Origin of the sequence: Nocardiopsis lucentensis DSM 44048 (assembly GCF_000341125.1) — a bacterium.
Taxonomy (GTDB): Bacteria; Actinomycetota; Actinomycetes; order Streptosporangiales; family Streptosporangiaceae; genus Nocardiopsis; species Nocardiopsis lucentensis.
Genome location: NZ_ANBC01000712.1, coordinates 1 through 18,040 on the forward strand (window position 1 = coordinate 1; position 18,040 = coordinate 18,040).

Below are 18,040 nucleotides of genomic sequence, written 5' to 3' on the forward strand. Positions count from 1 at the left end.
GGCCGCGTGACCCTCGTCAACTTCCCTACCACACTCGCCGACCTCGCCGACCACCTCGCGACCACGGTGACCGACGAACTCGTCCGCCGCACCTCGCAGACCGACACTCCGCCCCAGGACACCACCCACCACGCTCCCGGGCACCGCGAACTCGCGGACAGGATGCTCTCGGCCCTGTTGGACGAGTACGCCTGCCGAGCCCTGACCGGAGCCGCGACCCCGCTGACCGAACAGGACGAGGCGTGGGTGCGCGCGCGGGCGATGGCCCAGGTGTGCGGACTGGGGCCGCTGGACATCCTGCTCTCCGAACCGGGCGTGCGGGACATCCACATCAACGGCACCCGGGTGTGGGTCGATCTCGGCGACGGCCGACGCGAGGAACGACCGCCCGTCACCGCCACCGACGAGGAGCTGGTGGCCCTCGTCCAGCGCCTGGCTGGGCAGGCACCCGGCGGGGAACGCCGCTTCGACCTGTCCGCGCCGCTGCTGTCCATGGAGCTGACCGACGGAGCGCGCCTGTCCGCCGTGATGGGGGTGTCCCGCAGGCCCGCCGTGACCATTCGCCGCCACCCCGAACACGAACTCACCCTGTCCGACCTGGTCGGCTCCGGGATGCTCACCGCACCCGTGCGATCCCTGCTGACCTCCGCCGTCCGCGCCCGGCTGAACCTCGTCATCGGAGGAGCCACCGGATCGGGCAAGACCACCCTGCTCCGGGCCCTCGCCCGGCACATCCCGCACGGCGAACGCGTCATCACCATCGAGGACGCCTACGAACTCGGGCTGGAGGGCGACGACGACCTCGACTGCCTCGCACTCCAGGGACGACCGCCCAACACCGAGGGCGCGGGCGAGGTCACCCTGGCCGACCTGGTGCGGCACGCGCTGCGCATGTCCCCGGACCGGGTCATCGTGGGCGAGACACGAGGACAGGAGACCGTCCCGCTCCTGCACGCGATGACCATGGGCAACGACGGGTCCATGGCCACGGTCCACGCCTCCTCCTCCGCGCAGATCCTCACCAAGCTGGCCACCTACGCCAACCAGTCCAGCGAACGGCTGACGCTGGAGGAGAGCGCCATCCTCATCGCCTCCGCCGTCCACCTGGCCGTGCACATCGACACCGACACGGACGGCAGGCGACGGATCTCGAGCATCCGGGAGATCGTCGGCATGGACGGTCCCCAGGTGATCACCAACGAGATTTACTCCGCCGAGCTCGGCGGGTTCGTCACCCCGCCCAGCCCGCAGTACGCCCGCTCCCTCGCCCGGGTGGGCTTCGACCCGGCCTGCCTGTTCGAGGCCCAGCGATGACGGGCGTGCTGGTCGCGGGCCTGGGCGGGGGCGCTGTCGGGCTGGGGCTGGTGCTCCTCGCCCCGGCTCTCACGGCCGTGGCGTCCCGAGCACGCTCGGCCCCGCCCGTGCGCCGGGACATGGTGGTCAGGCTGACGGCCGCGGGCGCGGTGGGTGCGGCCACCTGGGCGCTCACCGGATGGCCGGTCGCCGCCGTCCTATCGGCAGCGGCCACGTGGTGGCTGCCGGGGATCATTACGCCTGACCGGGAGACGACGGCCGAGGTGGAACGGATCGAGGCAGTGGCGAGCTGGACCGAACAGCTGCGCGACCTGATCGCCGGATCCTCCGGGCTGCGCCAGGCCATCTGGACCTCCGCCCCGATCGCCCCGGCACCGATCCGCCCACACGTGGAAACCCTGGCCCAGGACCTCGTCGACGGCACGGACCTGGACGACGCACTCACCGCGTTCGCTGACAACGTGGACAACGACACCGCGGACCTCGTGGCCACGGCGCTGTCCATGGCGGCCAGCCGACACGCCGCCGACCTCGGCGCCCTGCTGGGAACCCTCGCCGAGGCGGCCCACGACCGAGCGTCGATGCTCGTGCGCACCAACGCCTCCCGGGCACGGACCCGCACTTCGGTGCGGATCATCATCACGACCACGCTCGCCATGGTGGTCGGCATGGCCGTGTTCAACGGCGCCTACTTCGCACCCCTGGGTTCCGCCAGCGGACAGCTGGTCCTCGCACTGGTCGGCGCGCTGTGGGCACTCGCCCTGTGGTGGCTGGTGCGGCTGTCCGCCCCACCGCGAACGCGGCGCGTTCTGACCGCCCCGACCGCGGGGGTGGGCATATGACCGTGGTCGTCGCGGCGGTCGGGGGAGCCGCGGTCGGTGCGGGCGTCTGGCTGATCGTTCAGGGGCTGCGCCGCCCACGCCTGGACGAACTCCTTCCGCCACCGACGGAGGAGATCGACGGCGCTGCGCGATCCGTAGGTGTCCTCGAGCAGGTGAAGGGGGTCGGCTGCGCGGTCCTGGCCCGGCTCGGCTGGCCCGGACGTCGGACCAGGAGCGACCTCGCGGCGTGCGACACGGACGTCGACACCCATCGCACGACGGTCGTCGCCCTGACGCTCGCCGGAGCAGTGCTGTTCGCGTGCACACTGACGATCGCCGTGCCAGCGGCTTCCGTGCTCCCCATGTCGGCCGCGCTCGCCATCGGAGGAACCAGCCTGGCCGCGTGCGCGCTCGCCCCGGGAATCCTGCTTCGCGCGAGGGCGCGCCGTCAACGGGGCGAACTACGTCTGGCCACCTCGGTCATCGCCGACCTGGTCGGGGTCGCGCTCGCGGGTGGAGCCGGAGTCACCGGGGCACTCACGGCGGCCACCGGGCGCGGCACCGGACCCGCGTTCGGACGCATCCGACGGTGCCTGCACGAAGCCCACCTACGCACCCGACCGCCCTGGGACGCCCTGACGGACCTCTCCCGCCAGACCGGAGTGCGGGAGCTGGAGGAACTCGCCTCGTCCATCCGCCTGGCCGGGGCCGACGGAGCCAGGGTACGCACCTCGGTCCGCACCAAGGCCAGATCGCTCCGCGCTCACCAGTTGGCCGCGCTGGAGACCGAGGCCCTCGAAGCCACCGAACGGATGAGCCTGCCCGTCATGCTGCTCGTCCTCGGTTTCCTCCTGCTCATGGGCTACCCCGCGATCGTGCAGGTCAGCAACGGATTCTGAACCAGCAGTGAGAAGGACAGGAAGGGGAACGAGCACATGGGCTCCATACGACCGCGCGCCCTCGTGGAACTGATCCTCGGAACACGAAGCCCCGACGGGGACCGGGGCTCGGCCACCACCGACTGGGTGCTGATGCTCGCCGTCACCATCGGCATCGCGACCGGGGTGGGCGCCATCATCACCCCGCTCATCATCGAGACCGCCCAGGGCATCGACCTGGGGGTCATCCCGTGAACCGGCGGGGTCCCTCCTGGGACTCTCGTGACGACAGGGGAGGGGCCGAGCTGATGTTCGCGATCCCGCTGATGTTCGTCATGCTGCTGGGCATCATCCAGTACGGGCTGTGGGCCCACGCCCAGCACCGGACACAGGCCATCGCGACGGAGGCACTGGCAGCGGGACGCACCTTCGAGGGCAGTGAGAGGGAGGGCCGCGCGCGGGGGTACGCCTTGGCCGAGGAGCTGGGCGGAACGGTGCTCCGAGACCTGCGCATCGAGGTCCGACGGCGCGACGGGACGACACGTGTCGCCGTCGACGGCGTGGCGGTCAGTCTCCTGCCCGGCTGGAGTCCTCCGGTGTCCACGACCCTGACAGGACCCATCGAACGGCCGATGGGGGTCGCCCCATGAGGTCGCGGAGGGATGGGGACCGGGGGAGTGCGTCGGTCGAGGTGATCCTCATCGTTCCCGTGCTCCTGGCGTTCCTGGCCCTGCTCACTCTGACTGGCCGCTCCTACGCCGCGGGGCTTTCCGCCGNNNCGTTCCGCCTCCCTGTACCTGAATCCGCCGGAGGCTCGTGCTGCGGCGGAGCTCGCCGTGGCGGAGAGCATTGGTACGTGGGGCCGCGCTTGCCAGAACCCCACCGTGATCATCCAGCACACGACTGTCAACGGAGTCCGAGCCGTGCGCGCCGACGTCACCTGCGTCAGCCAGCGCGACGATCTCCCGGTCCTGGGTCTCGGCGAACGCCGCACCATCTCCGGCCAGGCCACATCCGTCCTCGACATTCACCGCGAACAGGAACGCTGATGCTGCACGGCGGCCACCCCAGCGCGTTCGTCGTCATCGTCGCCGTGACGCTGATCGCCTGCCTCGGTCTGGTCCACGACGGCGCGCGGATGCTGCGCGCCAAGACCATGACGACCACCCTCGCGCACGAAGCCGCCCGGGCCGGGGCACAGCACCTGGATGAAGGGCGGCTACGGGCGGGAGCGGTCGTTCTCGACGAGGCCTCCGCACGCCGAGCCGCCCAGGCCCACGCGGAACACGGCGGGGCGAGTGCGGAGGTGGAGGTTCGGGCCGATGCCATCACGGTCACCGTCACCACCCATCACGAGCCGACGGTGCTCGCGGCGATCGGGAACGTTGAGATCGCCTCCCAGGCCACGGCGACGGTGCACACACCGTGAGGAAACGAGGGGGAGGATGCCATGAATCCGACGAGGACGGTCCTGGCCACGGGCGTCACGCTCGCCCTGCTGGTCGCGCCGCCAGCGGTGCTCAGCCGCTGGGAATGGCCAGTGGGGGCGGATATGACCTGGGACTACGTGTGGTTGTCCCTGATCAGCGGCACCCTTCCGACGTCGGTCTTTCACGCCCTGGTGCTCGTCATCCTGTGGGGTCTGTGGGGCGCGTTCGTGGTGCTGGTCGGCACGGACATCGTCGCTGTTCTTCGGGGCCAGATTCCCCGGATCGGGCTGCTGCGGCTCGTCGTGACCGGGGTCGCCGGGAGTTCGGTGGCCATGTCCGTGACACCTGCCGCCGTGGTGTCGGCTGACGCGACGCCAACGACCGACGAACAGAACACTGACACCGAGGAGCCCGCACATACGTTGGAGCGCACCCGGGTGCTGGCCGGTTTCGGCTTCGACTCCGCAGAACTCACTCCCCAGATGAGGGACGACCTGTTGCCCACCGTCGAACTCCTCCAGCTCTTCGGCGATCCGGGGACTCCCATCGCGGTCACCGGCCACACCGACTCCATCGGGCTGGACGCGTACAACCGTGAGCTGTCCCAGCGGCGTGCCGACGCCGTCGCCGCGTTCCTCACCGAGCAGCTCGGCGACGGGTGGACGATCACCAGCGAAGGACTGGGCTCCGACCAACCACGCGAGCAACTCGACCTCGGGCACGCCGCCGAGCGCCGGGGCGAGATCACCTACACCCTGACCACCCGGCCCCGCGAACCCGCGACCTCGGAGGAAGGGGAGCCGGAGACAGTGGATGACCCGCAGAGCGTCGAGCCAGCCGCTGACGAGGAAGCGAAGACCGACCCGCCGGGCGACGGAGGTTTCCGTGGCGGCGAGCTGATCGCGGGAGCCGTCGCTGGAGGAGCGGCGGGGGTGATCGCGGGACGGCTGACAGCGCCCGGACGACGTGAGGGAAAACCGAAGAAGGAGCGGGGATCGGAAGAGCACGCGGACCTTATCGAGGATGAGGAGCTCGACGGTGACGAGGCTCTGGGCAGTCCGGTGCCCGTCACCCGAGACACTGACAGCGGTGTGATCAGCGCGGACGGACACGTGCGGATCGCTGACAGCCTCAGCGTCAGCGCACGCACAGGTCTCGGCATCACGGGTGCTCACGCGGTGGGCGTAGGCGCCTCCCTCATCGCTCGGGCCGTGGCCTCGCCTGGAATCCGGGTCATCACCAGCCGCCAGGTGATGGCTGAGGCGGGAGCATCATCGAACGCACGGGTGCCTGGTGTGACCGTGAGTGCTGACACCGCATCCGCCATCACGGAAGCGGAGCTGGCCAGCATCTCCGCAGCACCACGTGAGCAGGGGGAGGAGCAGATCCTGCTGCTGGTGGGCGCTCCCGAACATGCCCTGGTACGGGACCGCCTGCTCACCCTGGCGCAGGCGGTCGAGGACGACGTCCTGGTGGTGGCTCTCGGGACGGGAGCAGGGTGCGCTGAGGCGGTCTGTGACTCCTTCGACGAGGTCAGCGTCGCCGTGCCGGATGGGAGCACGGCCACTTACACGGACCTGCGGCTCCTGCACATCGATCAGGCGAGCTTCGCCGCGCATTTCACCGGGGAGGGGCAGGTGCCAGAACCGCAGGACGTGGGGACGCCGGACGAAGAAGTACCCCCAGAGCCCGAACCGGACGAGGGAGGGGTTACCTCGGATTCGGTCCCCTCGGTGAAGGTGGACATCCGGCTCTTCGCGCCACACCCGCACATCAGCGTGGCGGGAACCGACATCGGCCAGCGGATGCGTTCGTCCTCCCGAAGGATGCTCGCCTACCTGGCACTTCATCCACGCGGAGTCGGCACCGAGACCTTGACTGACGCCCTCTTCCCCGACAGCACCGAGAGCAAGGCCCGGGCGCTGCGCAACACCGCCTCCAGCGACATCCGCCGCGTCGTCCGCGATGCACTGGGAGACCCCGAAGCGGAGATCCTTCAGGTGGACTCGGGACGCTACCGGATCCGCAACGAGGTCGTCGATGTGGACGCGTGGCGATTCGACGCCGCGATGCGGGCGGTAAGCGAGGCCGCGGACCCCAGGGCACGCGAGGAACGCCTGCGCTCGGCGTCGGTCGAGTACGCCCAAGTCCTGCTGTCCGAGGTCGACTTCCCGTGGATCGAGGAGAAGCGCCAGGCGTACCGGCGAGCTGCCGCCGACTGCTTCGTGAGCCTGGCGAAGACAGCCGAAACCCCTGAACAGGCGCTGGCCTGGCTGGAACGCGCCCGCGAGTCCGATGACCTGAACGAAGCCGTCTACCAGGAGATCATGAAGGTCCATGCCGCGATGGATCGCCTGGACGCGGTACAGCGCACCTTCCAGGATCTCTCCAATCGTCTCAAGTCGATGCGGGCACGCCCCAGCGCTGCCACGAACAAGCTCTTCCACACTCTGACGACGGATGTTGCTCTCAGCGAATAGAGCCCGGTCAAACTCTTGAAGGGCTCTGCTCTCTGGTTACGCAGAGGTCTCGCTGTGAGAACAGTGATGTCTATGTGCCTCGTGAGGCCTTGTGTACTGAGTTCCATCTCCTGTTGGCTTTGTCCTGGTTCTGTCAGTTTCAGATGGCGTTCCGGATCTGCGGGCTTTGGGGGAAGCGTGCGCACCTTTTGGGGATGGTGTGCTTGCCGCTCCTGGTTCGCTTTGAGTGATCCGGAGGTGACCGGTCGTGCCGACCGGCCAGCAGCCGCTTGCGCGCGCGGTGTTTCAACGCATCGTCTCTCGCCGTGACTCCAACAAGCCGTTGCGCTCACGTGCGAAAAGCACGCTGCTGAAATTCACCGCAGTTGGTACTGGGCTTGTTCTCCTGCTGTCAGACTCCGTCTCCTCCGTACCGATGTACACCGGCATGCCGCGCCTCACTCCGGTGTCCGCTGCGGACGTGGTGACCCCAGACCAGGGCGACGGTTCTGCTGACGGTCTCTCACACGAGGCCGACAGCGCGTTGATCGAGGGCACCTCGACCGGCCAAGGGCCGGACGTGGATCCGCCCGAGGGGGCTCTGCCCCAGGAATGGCCGGACCTGCCCGAGGACGCGGACACGCTCGCTCCTCCGGATCCGGAGCCTGCGGGTCGCACCGTGGAGGAGGAAGCGGAGCCTGAGGTCACGGGCTTCGATCCGGACACGAGTGTGGAACTCGTCGAGGAGCGCGACGAGCACTCGCGCACGTTCGAGAACGAGGACGGCACCCTCTCCACCGACTTCTCCCTGGAGCCCCTCCACTTCGAGGAGGAAGACGGTTCCTGGGAGGAGATCGACCCCAGCCTCGTCCCCGAGAACTCTCTGACCTGGACCAACTCCGCCGACTCCAGGGAGGTGGACTTCGCCGCGAGCGCTGACGCGGACGCGCTCGCACACATGGAGCTGGACGAAGAACACAGCCTGTCCTTCTCCCTCGAAGGCGCTCAAGGAGCTCAGGGTGAGGTGTCGGAGGACGAGCCCGACACGATCGTCTACCCCGAGGCGCTGCCGGGAGTGGACATAGAGCTGACGTCGCTGATCGGTGGAGCGGTCAAGGAAACCATCTGGCTTCAGGAAGCCCCCGCGACGCAGGACGATGCCCGTTGGCGCTTCCCCCTGGATCTGGGTGCCCTGGATCCGGTCCAGCTCGAGGACGGCAGCATCGACCTCGTCAACGCCGACGGAGACACGGTCGGTCACATCCCCGCCGGGTACATGGAGGACTCGGACCGGGACCCCCACTCAGGGGACGGTGCCTTCTCCGAGGCCGTGGAGTTCACCCTCATCGAGGAGTCCGACGGATGGGTCCTGGAGGTGGTCGCCGACTTCGAGTGGCTCACCGACGAGAACCGCGTCTACCCGGTCGCGGTGGACCCCACGTCGACCTGGAACTACAACGCCTCGCAGGACACCTACGTCCAGAGCGGCTACAACACCTCGCGCTACACCGAGCAGCAGCTGAAGGCCGGAACCTATGACGGCGGCTCCCATCGAGCCGCCTCGTACCTGCGGTTCAACGCGATGGTCGACGAGCTGAGCGACCACAAGATCTTCGGAGCCAAGCTCTACCTGTTCAACCACTGGTCCTACTCGTGCACGCCGAGCCCGGTCTATGTGCACGAGGTGACCCAGTCCTGGTCCCAGAAGTCCATCTCCGACTATCCAGGACCGTCCTACAACTCCACCCCTCTGGGAAGCGAGAGCTTCGCGCGTGGCTGGATGCCGATCGGCGCGAGCTCCAGTTCCTGCCCCGCTCGGTACGAAGGCATCGACCTGGGAACGGGCGGCCGGGACCTGGTCCAGGCATGGGTGGACGGGGACAAGCCCAACCACGGCCTCAGCGTTCGGGCTTCCGCCACCGACAGCAACGGCTGGAAGAAGTTCGGCAGCCGGGAGTCGTGGGGCGCGCCGTACATGACGGTCACCTACAGCCCCTACCGTGCTGACTACGAGTTCGTCACCTCGCCGCCGGAGTTCGACCCGGCGCCCCACGCGAACCGCGGTACTTCGGTTGACGTTCAGGTGACCAACCGCGGCCACGAGACCTGGACCCCGGACAACGGCTACGAGCTCAGCTACCAGGTTTTCGATCAGGACGGGAACCGGGTCTACCACATCGCGCCCACCACCCCTATGCCCACGAACGTGGCGACGGGGGAGACGGTGACGGTCAACGCCAAGATCGATCCCCTGCCCCCTGGCACGTGGACCATCAAGTTCGACATGACCCACGAGGCCCAGTCGTTCGCGGCCTGGGGTGTCCCCAGGACGGCACAGGTGAGTCTGGAGATTCCAGACCTGCCCCCGCAGCTCCTGGACTACAGTCCCCGCGACGGTGCCCGGGTCGCGACGCTGACCCCGGAGTTCACCGCCCTGGGACAGAACAATGACGCCTGGCCGACCGAGGGCATGGAGTTCTGGTTCAACTTCTGCGACGGCGAGTGGCCCGACTGGGAGTGCGTGGACTCCGGGTGGCAGACAGAGACCTCCTGGCAGTTGCCCGACGGACTCATGGCGTGGGGCAACCAGTACTGGTGGAACGTCTTCGTCCGTGACGGCAGCCAGGAGGTCGAAAGCGGCTGGCTCCGGCTGATCGCCGACCCCGACCAGCCCGCCGTCACCTCCAACCTGTCCGGTAGTGACCCGGATGGGTATGGCACCGTCAACGCGTTCATCGGCAACTACACCCAGACCGTCACCGATGCTGTCGTACCGACCGTTGGTCCGCCGCTGAGCATCACGCGTACCTACAACTCCTCGGATCCCCGACAGGACGGCATCTTTGGTGCTGGCTGGTCCACCCGGTTCGACATGGACCTGGTGCGCGACGTGGACGGCACCGGAAACGTCGTCATCACCTACCCCAACGGCAGCCAGCACCGGTTCGCGCGCAACGCTGACGGAAGCTTCACGCCCCCGTCCGGTATGCACGCGGTACTCGCCGAGACGGCCACCGGTTGGCAGCTCATGGACAAGGCCTCCACCTCCTACGTCTTCGATGACACCGGGCGTCTCCTCGAAGTCACCGATCACCAAGGCCGGTCCCAGAGCATCGCCTACGACGCTTCCGGCAACATCTCCACCGTCACCTCGGACGGAGGCCGGTCACTCGACTTCGGATGGCAGAACGGCCGTGTCACCAGCGTGACCGCCCAAGGCGACGAGACCAGCGCCCAGTGGACCTATACCTACGACGGGCAGCGACTGACCGAGGCCTGCAACCCCGAACTCGAGTGCACCACCTACACCTACGCGACAGGGTCGCACTACCGGGCCGCGGCCATGGACGCCAACCCCTACGGCTACTGGCGCTTCGAGGAGGGCACGGGCGAAACCTCGGCCAACGAGGTCCCGACTCAGCTTGGGGGTGAGGACGCCGAGATCACCGGTTCGGCCCTCGGGGCCCAGGGCGCGCTCGCGGGTATTACCTCCAACGCTCTGGCCTCAGGGCAGGGGGCCTACGCCGAACTCCCCAACTCCATCCTGCACCGCGTAGGCGCGCGTATCACCGTGGAGGCGTGGTTCTCCACCACCGCCCAAGGCACGGTCATCGGAGCCCTGGACAAGCCCACCGACCCCACCCAGCGCACACAGCTCGTCTACGTGGGCAACGACGGCAAGCTCCGCGCCCAGTTCTGGACCGCTGACGGTGTGGACCCCATCACCACCGCACAGGCGGTCAACGACGGACAGTGGCACCACGTCGCCCTGACCTCGGACGGCACCTCCCAGACCCTGTACCTCGACGGTGAGGAGATCGGGTCGAAGACGGGACAGGTCGAACACCGCGACACCCGGTTCGTCTACGTCGGATACGGCATGGGCAACAGCGGGTGGCCCGAGACCCTCCCCTCGCTGGGAGACTTCCCCTTCGAAGGGCAGATCGACGAGGTCGCCGTCTACCAGCGCCCTCTTCACCCCGACACCATCGCGCTACACCACACTTCGGGCGTGGACCCTGCGGACCGGCTGGACACGGTCACCTCACCCGAGCTGAACCAGATCGCCAACCTGTCCTTCGACGAGAGCACGTCCCGGGTCAGCATCCACACCGACCACAACGGCGGTAAGTGGCTCTATTCAGACCTCCGCTACACGGGTGATGTCAACAACGAGGAACCCGAGGTCACCGCCGAGGTGGCGATCACGGACCCCAGAGTCGAGCTTTCCGCGACCCGCTATGACGCGTTGGCCGGATACCGCAGAGTCGGGGACGTCGACCAACTGGGCCACGAAACCACCTACGCCTACGACACAGGCGGCTTCCTGGTGGCGACCACCATGCCCAGTGGCGCCCAACTGCGCTTCTACAACGATGAACGAGGTAACCGGATCGGGCAGATGAGCTGCCGGGACGTGGCCGCCACCAACTGCTCCTGGGAGTGGTTCGGCTACCACCACAACCCGGATGACCCCTTCGATCCCCGCAACAACCAGCTCACCGCACACCACGACGCCCGTTCCGCGGACCTGCTCGATCCCACCTACCGCACCTGGTGGGCCTACGACACGCACGGCAACCAGGTCTCCGAGACCAGCCCGGCCACCGCGGACTTCCCGGACGGCCGCACGGTCCGCTACTTCTACACCGACGGCACAGAGGAGGCCACCGGCGGCGGAACCGTTCCGGCGGGACTCTTGGCCGAGTCCTGGGACGCAGACGGAGGCACGACCCGCTACTCGTACAACGGCCATGGTGACATCACGTCGGTGACAGAGCCCTCCGGCCTGGTGACCGAGTACACCTACGACGGTCTCGGGCGCGTACTGACCACCACGGTCACCACCAGTGACCACCCGAACGGCATCACGACCACTCGGACTTATGACGACGCCGGGCGTGTGCTCACCGAGACGGGGCCGGCGGTCACCAACGAGCTCACGGACATCGCCCATCAGGCGCGGACCAGCTTCGTCTACGACAAGGACGGCAACGTCGTCCGCCAGGCCGTCAGTGATCTGACCGGCGGTGAGCCCGACCGAACCACGCTGTTCGCCTACAACCAGTACGGACACCTGGTCGCCCAAACCGATCCTGAGGGCCGCACCGAGCACTTCGGCTACGACTTCACCGGTGCGCAGACCTACCACCAGGACGCATCCGGAACGGAGTTCCGGACCACCTACACCGCGCGTGGACACGTGGCCGAACGCACGATCGAAGGATGGGTCGGACACCCCGACGAGGACAATGCTCCAGCACAGCTGGTGCTCGAGTCCAACGCCTACGACCCGGACGGCCGCCTGGCCTCCACCACCGACGCTGTCGGACGCACCACCGCCTACACCTACTACGCCGACGGGCTTCCCGCACAGACCATCGCGGTTGGGGCGATGCTCAACGACGCCAACGAACCGCGCGACGTGGTCCTGGAGGAGTACACCTACGACGCGGCGGGCAACCCCGTACGCACAGTGACCAACGACGGGGCAACCCGCGTCGACATGGTGTGGAACGCCGACTCCCGCCTCGTCAGCGAAACCCTCGACCCGGAGGGGCTCGCGCGCGTCACCTCCCACACCTATGACGGACGTGGCAACACACTCTCGATCGCGCTGACCGATCCCACCGGCCGCACTGAGCAGACCCGGTACGCCTACGACGCCGGCGGCCGCGTGATCGAGGAAGCGGTGCAGATCAGCGGTGGCGAGCTCGTCACCAGCTACGAGGTCAACGAACTCGGACTGGTCACGGCCGTCACGGACCCGCGCGGGAACGAGGAAGGGGCCGACGCTTCCGCGTTCACGTCGCTGATGCGCTACGACGAACTGGGTCGACTGGTCGAGGAACAGCTTCCGCAGGTCGACATCGAGCACTACGGTGAGCCGACGGTCACCGATCGTCCCACCAGCAGGTTCGGTTACGACCTGGTCGGCAACCTCACCCACCAGCAGGACGCCGAGGGCAACACCTCCGTCTTCGGCTACGACCTCGTCGGACAGCAAACCGACAGCGAGGCACCGAGCTTCACCGGTGCGGACGGCACCCAGATCACGCCTCAGGCGCAGACCACCTACGACGAGCTCGGCCGTATCGCTACGCAGATCGACGCGCTGGGCAACACCCGCACCTACACCTGGGACCAGCTCGGCAACCTTGCCGGTATCACCGATCCTCCGCTGAACGAGGGCGCCGAGCCTGGCCAGTGGACGTTTGTCTACAACCCCGTTGGGGAGCTGCTCGCCACCACGAATCCGGTGGGCGCGCGCATCGAGGCCACGTACGACGACCTGGGCCGCCAGGTCACCGACACCCAGATCGAGCGCATCCCCGCCGCCGCGGCGTACACGACCAGGTACGCCTACGACGTCATGGGGAACACGACGTCCGTCACGGATCCCCTCGGCAACACCACCACCAACGTCTACAACGCCGCAGGGGAGCTGGCCTCGACCACTAATCCAGTGGGGGAGACCACCAGCTTCGGCCACGATCTCGCTGGGCGCCTGATTCGCGTAACGGATCCAATGGGGATCGAGCTCGTATCAGAATTCGACCAAGCAGGACGTCTCAACCAGGAAAAGCGATTTAACAGTACTGGCGAGATGGTCAGCTCGATCAGCTACGGTTTCGACTCAGCTGGTAATAACACGTCCGTCACCAACGAACTAGGTAACACGACCGAGTACCTTTATGATGCGGCGGGGCGGCAGGCCCAAATCATCGAGCCCGTCAGTACTGACGAAAGCATTAGCATCAGCTTCGGTTATGACGCTAATGGAAACCAGGTCAGGCTGACGGACGGAAGAGGGAATGACTTCCACTCTTCCTATAATTCACTCGGTCTGGTGTCACGAAGAATCGAACCGCCTACAGAGGCAACCCCTAGTGAAGCTGATCGCACATGGGAGGCCCATTATAACGCCGCTGGGCAACCAACGAGTGAGATTATCCCTGGCGGGATTGTGCACCGAAGGATCTTCGATCCTCTGGGAAACCTGACTTCGGAACAAGCTGACGTTCCCGGATATTCGTCACTCCAGCGCGAATTCGACTACGACCAGGTTGGTCGGATTACGCATATGCGTAAAACATCCGGAACGATTGAGATCGTCTATGACGATCGCGGAAATGATGTCCAGTACCTTGGTCCCGAGGTCGATAATACTGGGGGCTTGGCGGTACATGTGACCAAATCCTATGACGAGCTTAGTCGGCTCATTCGTCGAATGGATGCGGTTGGAACATCTGAATTTTCGTATGACGAGGCTGGGCGCGTCACTGAGCTCACTGACGCAGCAACACGTTCCGAGCAAGTAATTCAGAGGGACCCGGTTGGTAGGCCTTCTACCGTCGAGACCGTAGGCGGAGCAACCAGGAACTTCCAGTACAACGACCTTGGTCAGCTGGAATCGGATGCCCTCCTCGATGTAAATGGACAGAAGACCGCAGAGACAGTATACGAATATAATTCTGCCGCTCAGATGACAGCGCGTTCTGTTTCTGGGCTGGAAGGTTCCGGAGTTTCCAGCTATGAGTACGATCAGGCAGGTCGGCTGACTTCCTGGACAGACCATTCGGGTGAAACAACAAATTATGAATGGGATGCATCCGGAAACCGAGTGCGCACGGGAGAAGTTACGGCGACGTATGACGAGCGCAACCGGTTGATTGCAACCAGTGAGGGCGAACAGAGAACGTATTCTCCCAGGGGTACGCTAGATTCTGTAGTCAGCGGTGGCAGTGAAGTCACTTATGATTTCGATGGTTTTGACCGACTCCGGTCGACAAGTGGTTCCTCGTTCGAATATGAATATGACGCGCTCGGACGCATTAGCGAACGCACTTCGACCGAGCACGGGACGCAGATATTCAGGTACGACTCACTTGCAAATAACCCAAGCGTAATCGCGAACGATGAAGGCGTCCCGGTTTACTCCTATGGGCGCGACCCAGAGGGTAATCTTCTGTCAATCACAGAAGATGGACAAGAGCCAAGGCTCGCGTTTAACGATCGGCACACTGATCTCGTTGGAACTTTCTCTGACAGCGGAGAGATTATCTCTTCAGTCTCATACGGCCCGTTCGGTCAGAAAACTAGTACTAGTCAACAGAGCCTTGGGTTCCAAGGAGAATGGACAGATCAAGAGACCGGCCTGGTCAATATGCATGCCCGATGGTATGAGCCAGGTGCGGGCGCGTTCATCTCACGTGATCCGATGACTTTGACAGCTCCCCCTACAGGGATGCTGAACCGATACATCTATGGTGCTGGAGATCCGCTTTCTTCGACCGACAGAAGTGGTTACTTGCGGGACTGCATCATTGCTTGCGGTGGCGGTCGTCCCAGGTTTGCGGGTGAGGGCAGAGCGCCCAGCCCTAGCACGGGCAATGCTGGCGCCAATCGTCCAGACACGAGGGCTGGTAGGACAGGTGGATCTCTGACGAAGAATTTTGGCCGAGGAGGCGCGTACAAACCGAAGCCTGGCCCTTGTGTGTGTTTCCCCCGGCGTCCTTCGACACAGACCGCGTCCGCTACAGGCTCGGATATCGTGATCCGATCTCCTGGAGCTCCACCTATTGTATGGGTGTCTCCACGGCTTCTCGGTCCGGGTGGTGGGCTTCTTCGTTACATTGAACCGGTCGTTTGGGTGGATCCACGTCTAGACATCCTCGATACGATTCTCAACACGCCACAGCCTCGACCCCCGATGGAAGACCTGTGGGATCAGGATGATGTCGATGAATATCGGAACCAGCAAGAACATGATAATTCGAATATCGAGCAGGTTGCTTCCGATGCTTTCGGAGACGAAGATTATCGTCCGAATATCGAAACACTAGAGGAGCTCTTCCCTGGCGTCGATTTGAGTGGTGGAAGCGGCTATGGGGGCGGTAGCTGGGATCCATGGAGACTTCGAATCAGAAGGGAAAAGAAGTGCGATATGGACATCCCAACAGATCACCCGTCCTATTACTATGCTCCTATGACCAGGTTTGGGGAGGGGGACGGTGACTGCCGTGCAACAGGAACTCTGGCCTTGATCGGCCCAGAGAATATCCGGCCTTGGAGAGAAGATCCGAAGTGGAAGCCTGCTGGATACAACAGGCTTCCCTATAATAATCGAGCCGCGATGCATCTCATAGGAAACCAGCTTGGCGGCTCCAGAGACACAATGAGGAATTTTGTTGCTGGATATCAGCGCGACGCAAACGCGCCCAATATGTCCATCCTGGAAGGAGAGATCAGGAGGGCAATCGAGGGAACCAGCAACAATCCTGGGCAAAGAGTTCTCTATGGTGTCGTTCCCATCTACTCTGAGGATCCAGCAATCCCCGAAGAGATTCGCATGATTGCTATCGGTGAGAACGGGTATTATCTCAACTGCACGGTGTATAATAGCCCAACGCGCAAGCCCGACTGTACTTCTAGATGAAATCTGAGGTGAGTAACATGTCGAATGGAAGTCAAATATTCAGTTTTGCCGACCCAGGGCAGCATGTTGTTGCTCGAATGGTAGACGAACCTGTTCGAGAGGTGCTAGGAATCTCTAGCTATCCTGCCGAGTTGGTGGTCGATTCACCTTTTGTTTCTGGATCCCTTAGAATTTTTGTGACTTTGGAAGACTTGCGTGACTGGGGCCGCTGCATGGATGATTTGGAGAGAGGAGAATCAATTGTTTGGCCGCCTGAGCATCGTAGTCCAAGAGTAGAGATCTCGGTCGATGAGGAACTGGTAGTCGAGATTATCGACGCGCCTTCGAGCCAAGTCTCTGTGCGTGTACCTTTGGATATCGAATATGAGGATTCAATTGAGAATAATAGGATTCTTTTGAATAATATCTTGAACCGTTTTTCTTAGCGGGGTCTTCTCATGGATCTAACCTGAATTCCTGGATGTGGCGCGTCCCAGAACGCAGCCCAGTTGTTGCAGTTCGTCCATGGTGTGTTCTCTCAAGGCGCGGCCTATGGGATGTGAGTGCGAGCAGGCGTAGGTCGTGGTTCACCATCTGGTTTGATATTGAAGATTCTCAATGGAATTGAGATGAGGATTGCGAACTGTATATTGTCAGCGCATGGTCTCGTAGTGCCTAACTTATTTTGACGTCGTGCTACTATTCCTGACGTCGGTGCCGCAGATAATGCTGCATCGTGCAGGCTCAAGTGGTCCACACGTCGGTCACGGCGCTGGTTGAGTCAGTGACGCAAGTCAGGCGTCTAGGACAGCCGAGATATCGATTGAACGAGGGATTGCACCACATATTGGAGGCGCCCCCACTAAGAGCTCATCTCATTTGGGTTTTCGGTAGCCTGGTCGGGTGTCGATGGTGGAACGGCTGGTGCCGGACGAGCTGTGGGAACTGTTCCAGCGGGTGGTGCCTGAGGCACCCAACCGCCCCCAGGGCGGCGGGTGACGCAGACACAGCGACCGGCAGGTGCTGGCCGCGATCATCTTCGTGGCCACCACCGGCTGCACCTGGGCCCAACTCCCACCCGTGTTCGGTCCCTCCGGGCCCACCGCGCACCGCCGCTTCACCGAGTGGACCCGTGCCCGAGTCTGGGCCAAACTCCACCGCCTGGTCCTTGACGAACTCGGCGCCTGCGGTGAGCTGGACTGGTCGCGATGCGCGATCGACTCGGTCAACATGCGTGCCCTCACAGGGGGGAGCTGACGGGTCCGAATCCTGTCGATCGGGGCAAGAAGGGTTCGAAGATCCACCTGATCACCGACCGGTCCGGTCTGCCCCTGTCCATGGCGATCTCCGGGGCCAACACCCACGACAGCCAGGCCCTCCAACCCCTGGTGCGAGGGATACTGCCCATCCGTTCCCGTCGAGGACCTCGACGGCGCAGGCCTGCCAAGCTGCACGGGGACAAGGGCTATGACTATGACCACCTACATCGATGGCCCCGCGAACGGGGGATCGTCCAGCGCCTGGCCCGTAAGGGCCTGGAGTCCTCCTAGCGGTTGGGGCGGCACCGGTGGCAGGTCGAGTGCACCCATGCCTGGCTGGCCGGATGCCGTCGCCTGCACCGTCACTACGAGCGCAAGGCCGACCACTTCCTCGCCTTCACTGGCATCGCCTGCACCCTCATTTGTTTCTGCAGATTCACCAAATGAGACGAGTTCTAAAC

The 18,040-nt window shown here is 64.7% G+C and carries 10 protein-coding genes and 1 pseudogene; all 11 read left to right on the forward strand.

Going from position 1 to position 18,040, the window contains the following annotated elements; all coding sequences use genetic code 11:
* Positions 1–6 precede the first annotated feature (6 nt).
* The 11 genes and pseudogenes from D471_RS0124915 to D471_RS39180 all read left to right on the forward strand — a co-directional run bounded on the left by D471_RS0124915 (position 7) and on the right by D471_RS39180 (position 18,026).
* Entirely contained in the window at positions 7–1,314 is a 1,308-nt protein-coding gene (locus D471_RS0124915) for a CpaF family protein (RefSeq protein ID WP_040691151.1), read from the forward strand.
* Entirely contained in the window at positions 1,311–2,156 is an 846-nt protein-coding gene (locus D471_RS0124920) for a type II secretion system F family protein (protein ID WP_017601134.1), read from the forward strand. Before D471_RS0124915 ends, D471_RS0124920 begins: the two co-directional genes overlap by 4 nt.
* A complete protein-coding gene (locus D471_RS0124925; protein WP_017601135.1) occupies positions 2,153–3,034 on the forward strand; it encodes a type II secretion system F family protein in 882 nt (293 codons plus the stop codon). Before D471_RS0124920 ends, D471_RS0124925 begins: the two co-directional genes overlap by 4 nt.
* 36 nt (positions 3,035–3,070) lie before the next feature.
* Positions 3,071–3,268: a hypothetical protein gene (locus D471_RS0124930; RefSeq protein ID WP_017601136.1), complete on the forward strand. Its 198-nt coding sequence runs from the start codon at positions 3,071–3,073 to the stop codon at positions 3,266–3,268.
* Positions 3,269–3,321: 53 nt separating this feature from the next.
* Entirely contained in the window at positions 3,322–3,663 is a 342-nt protein-coding gene (locus D471_RS0124935; RefSeq protein WP_152486439.1) for a TadE family protein, read from the forward strand.
* A 186-nt stretch (positions 3,664–3,849) separates the two neighbouring features.
* A complete protein-coding gene (locus tag D471_RS42055; protein ID WP_241479706.1) occupies positions 3,850–4,062 on the forward strand; it encodes a hypothetical protein in 213 nt (70 codons plus the stop codon).
* A complete protein-coding gene (locus D471_RS0124945; RefSeq protein ID WP_017601139.1) occupies positions 4,062–4,442 on the forward strand; it encodes a hypothetical protein in 381 nt (126 codons plus the stop codon). The genes D471_RS42055 and D471_RS0124945 overlap by 1 nt, the downstream gene beginning before the upstream one ends.
* A gap of 21 nt (positions 4,443–4,463) precedes the next feature.
* The gene (locus tag D471_RS0124950) at positions 4,464–6,923 is read left to right on the forward strand and encodes an OmpA family protein (RefSeq protein WP_026128052.1); all 2,460 of its coding nucleotides are present in this window, start codon (positions 4,464–4,466) and stop codon (positions 6,921–6,923) included.
* A 247-nt stretch (positions 6,924–7,170) separates the two neighbouring features.
* A complete protein-coding gene (locus D471_RS36040) occupies positions 7,171–16,341 on the forward strand; it encodes a DNRLRE domain-containing protein (RefSeq protein WP_161630118.1) in 9,171 nt (3,056 codons plus the stop codon).
* A 17-nt stretch (positions 16,342–16,358) separates the two neighbouring features.
* Positions 16,359–16,766, forward strand: coding sequence for a DUF5959 family protein (locus tag D471_RS39720; protein ID WP_152486440.1), 408 nt, complete (start codon positions 16,359–16,361; stop codon positions 16,764–16,766).
* Positions 16,767–17,229: 463 nt separating this feature from the next.
* Positions 17,230–18,026 (forward strand): annotated as a pseudogene (locus D471_RS39180) (IS5 family transposase).
* Positions 18,027–18,040 lie beyond the last annotated feature (14 nt).

What these genes read in the sequence shown, in the direction of transcription:
- D471_RS0124925 (WP_017601135.1), top strand. Translation starts at nt 2,153, where the DNA reads ATGACCGTGGTCGTCGCGGCGGTCGGGGGAGCCGCGGTCGGTGCGGGC.
- D471_RS0124935 (WP_152486439.1), top strand. Translation starts at nt 3,322, where the DNA reads ATGTTCGCGATCCCGCTGATGTTCGTCATGCTGCTGGGCATCATCCAG.
- D471_RS0124945 (WP_017601139.1), top strand. Translation starts at nt 4,062, where the DNA reads ATGCTGCACGGCGGCCACCCCAGCGCGTTCGTCGTCATCGTCGCCGTG.
- D471_RS0124920 (WP_017601134.1), top strand. Translation starts at nt 1,311, where the DNA reads ATGACGGGCGTGCTGGTCGCGGGCCTGGGCGGGGGCGCTGTCGGGCTG.
- D471_RS0124950 (WP_026128052.1), top strand. Translation starts at nt 4,464, where the DNA reads ATGAATCCGACGAGGACGGTCCTGGCCACGGGCGTCACGCTCGCCCTG.
- D471_RS39720 (WP_152486440.1), top strand. Translation starts at nt 16,359, where the DNA reads ATGTCGAATGGAAGTCAAATATTCAGTTTTGCCGACCCAGGGCAGCAT.
- D471_RS0124930 (WP_017601136.1), top strand. Translation starts at nt 3,071, where the DNA reads ATGGGCTCCATACGACCGCGCGCCCTCGTGGAACTGATCCTCGGAACA.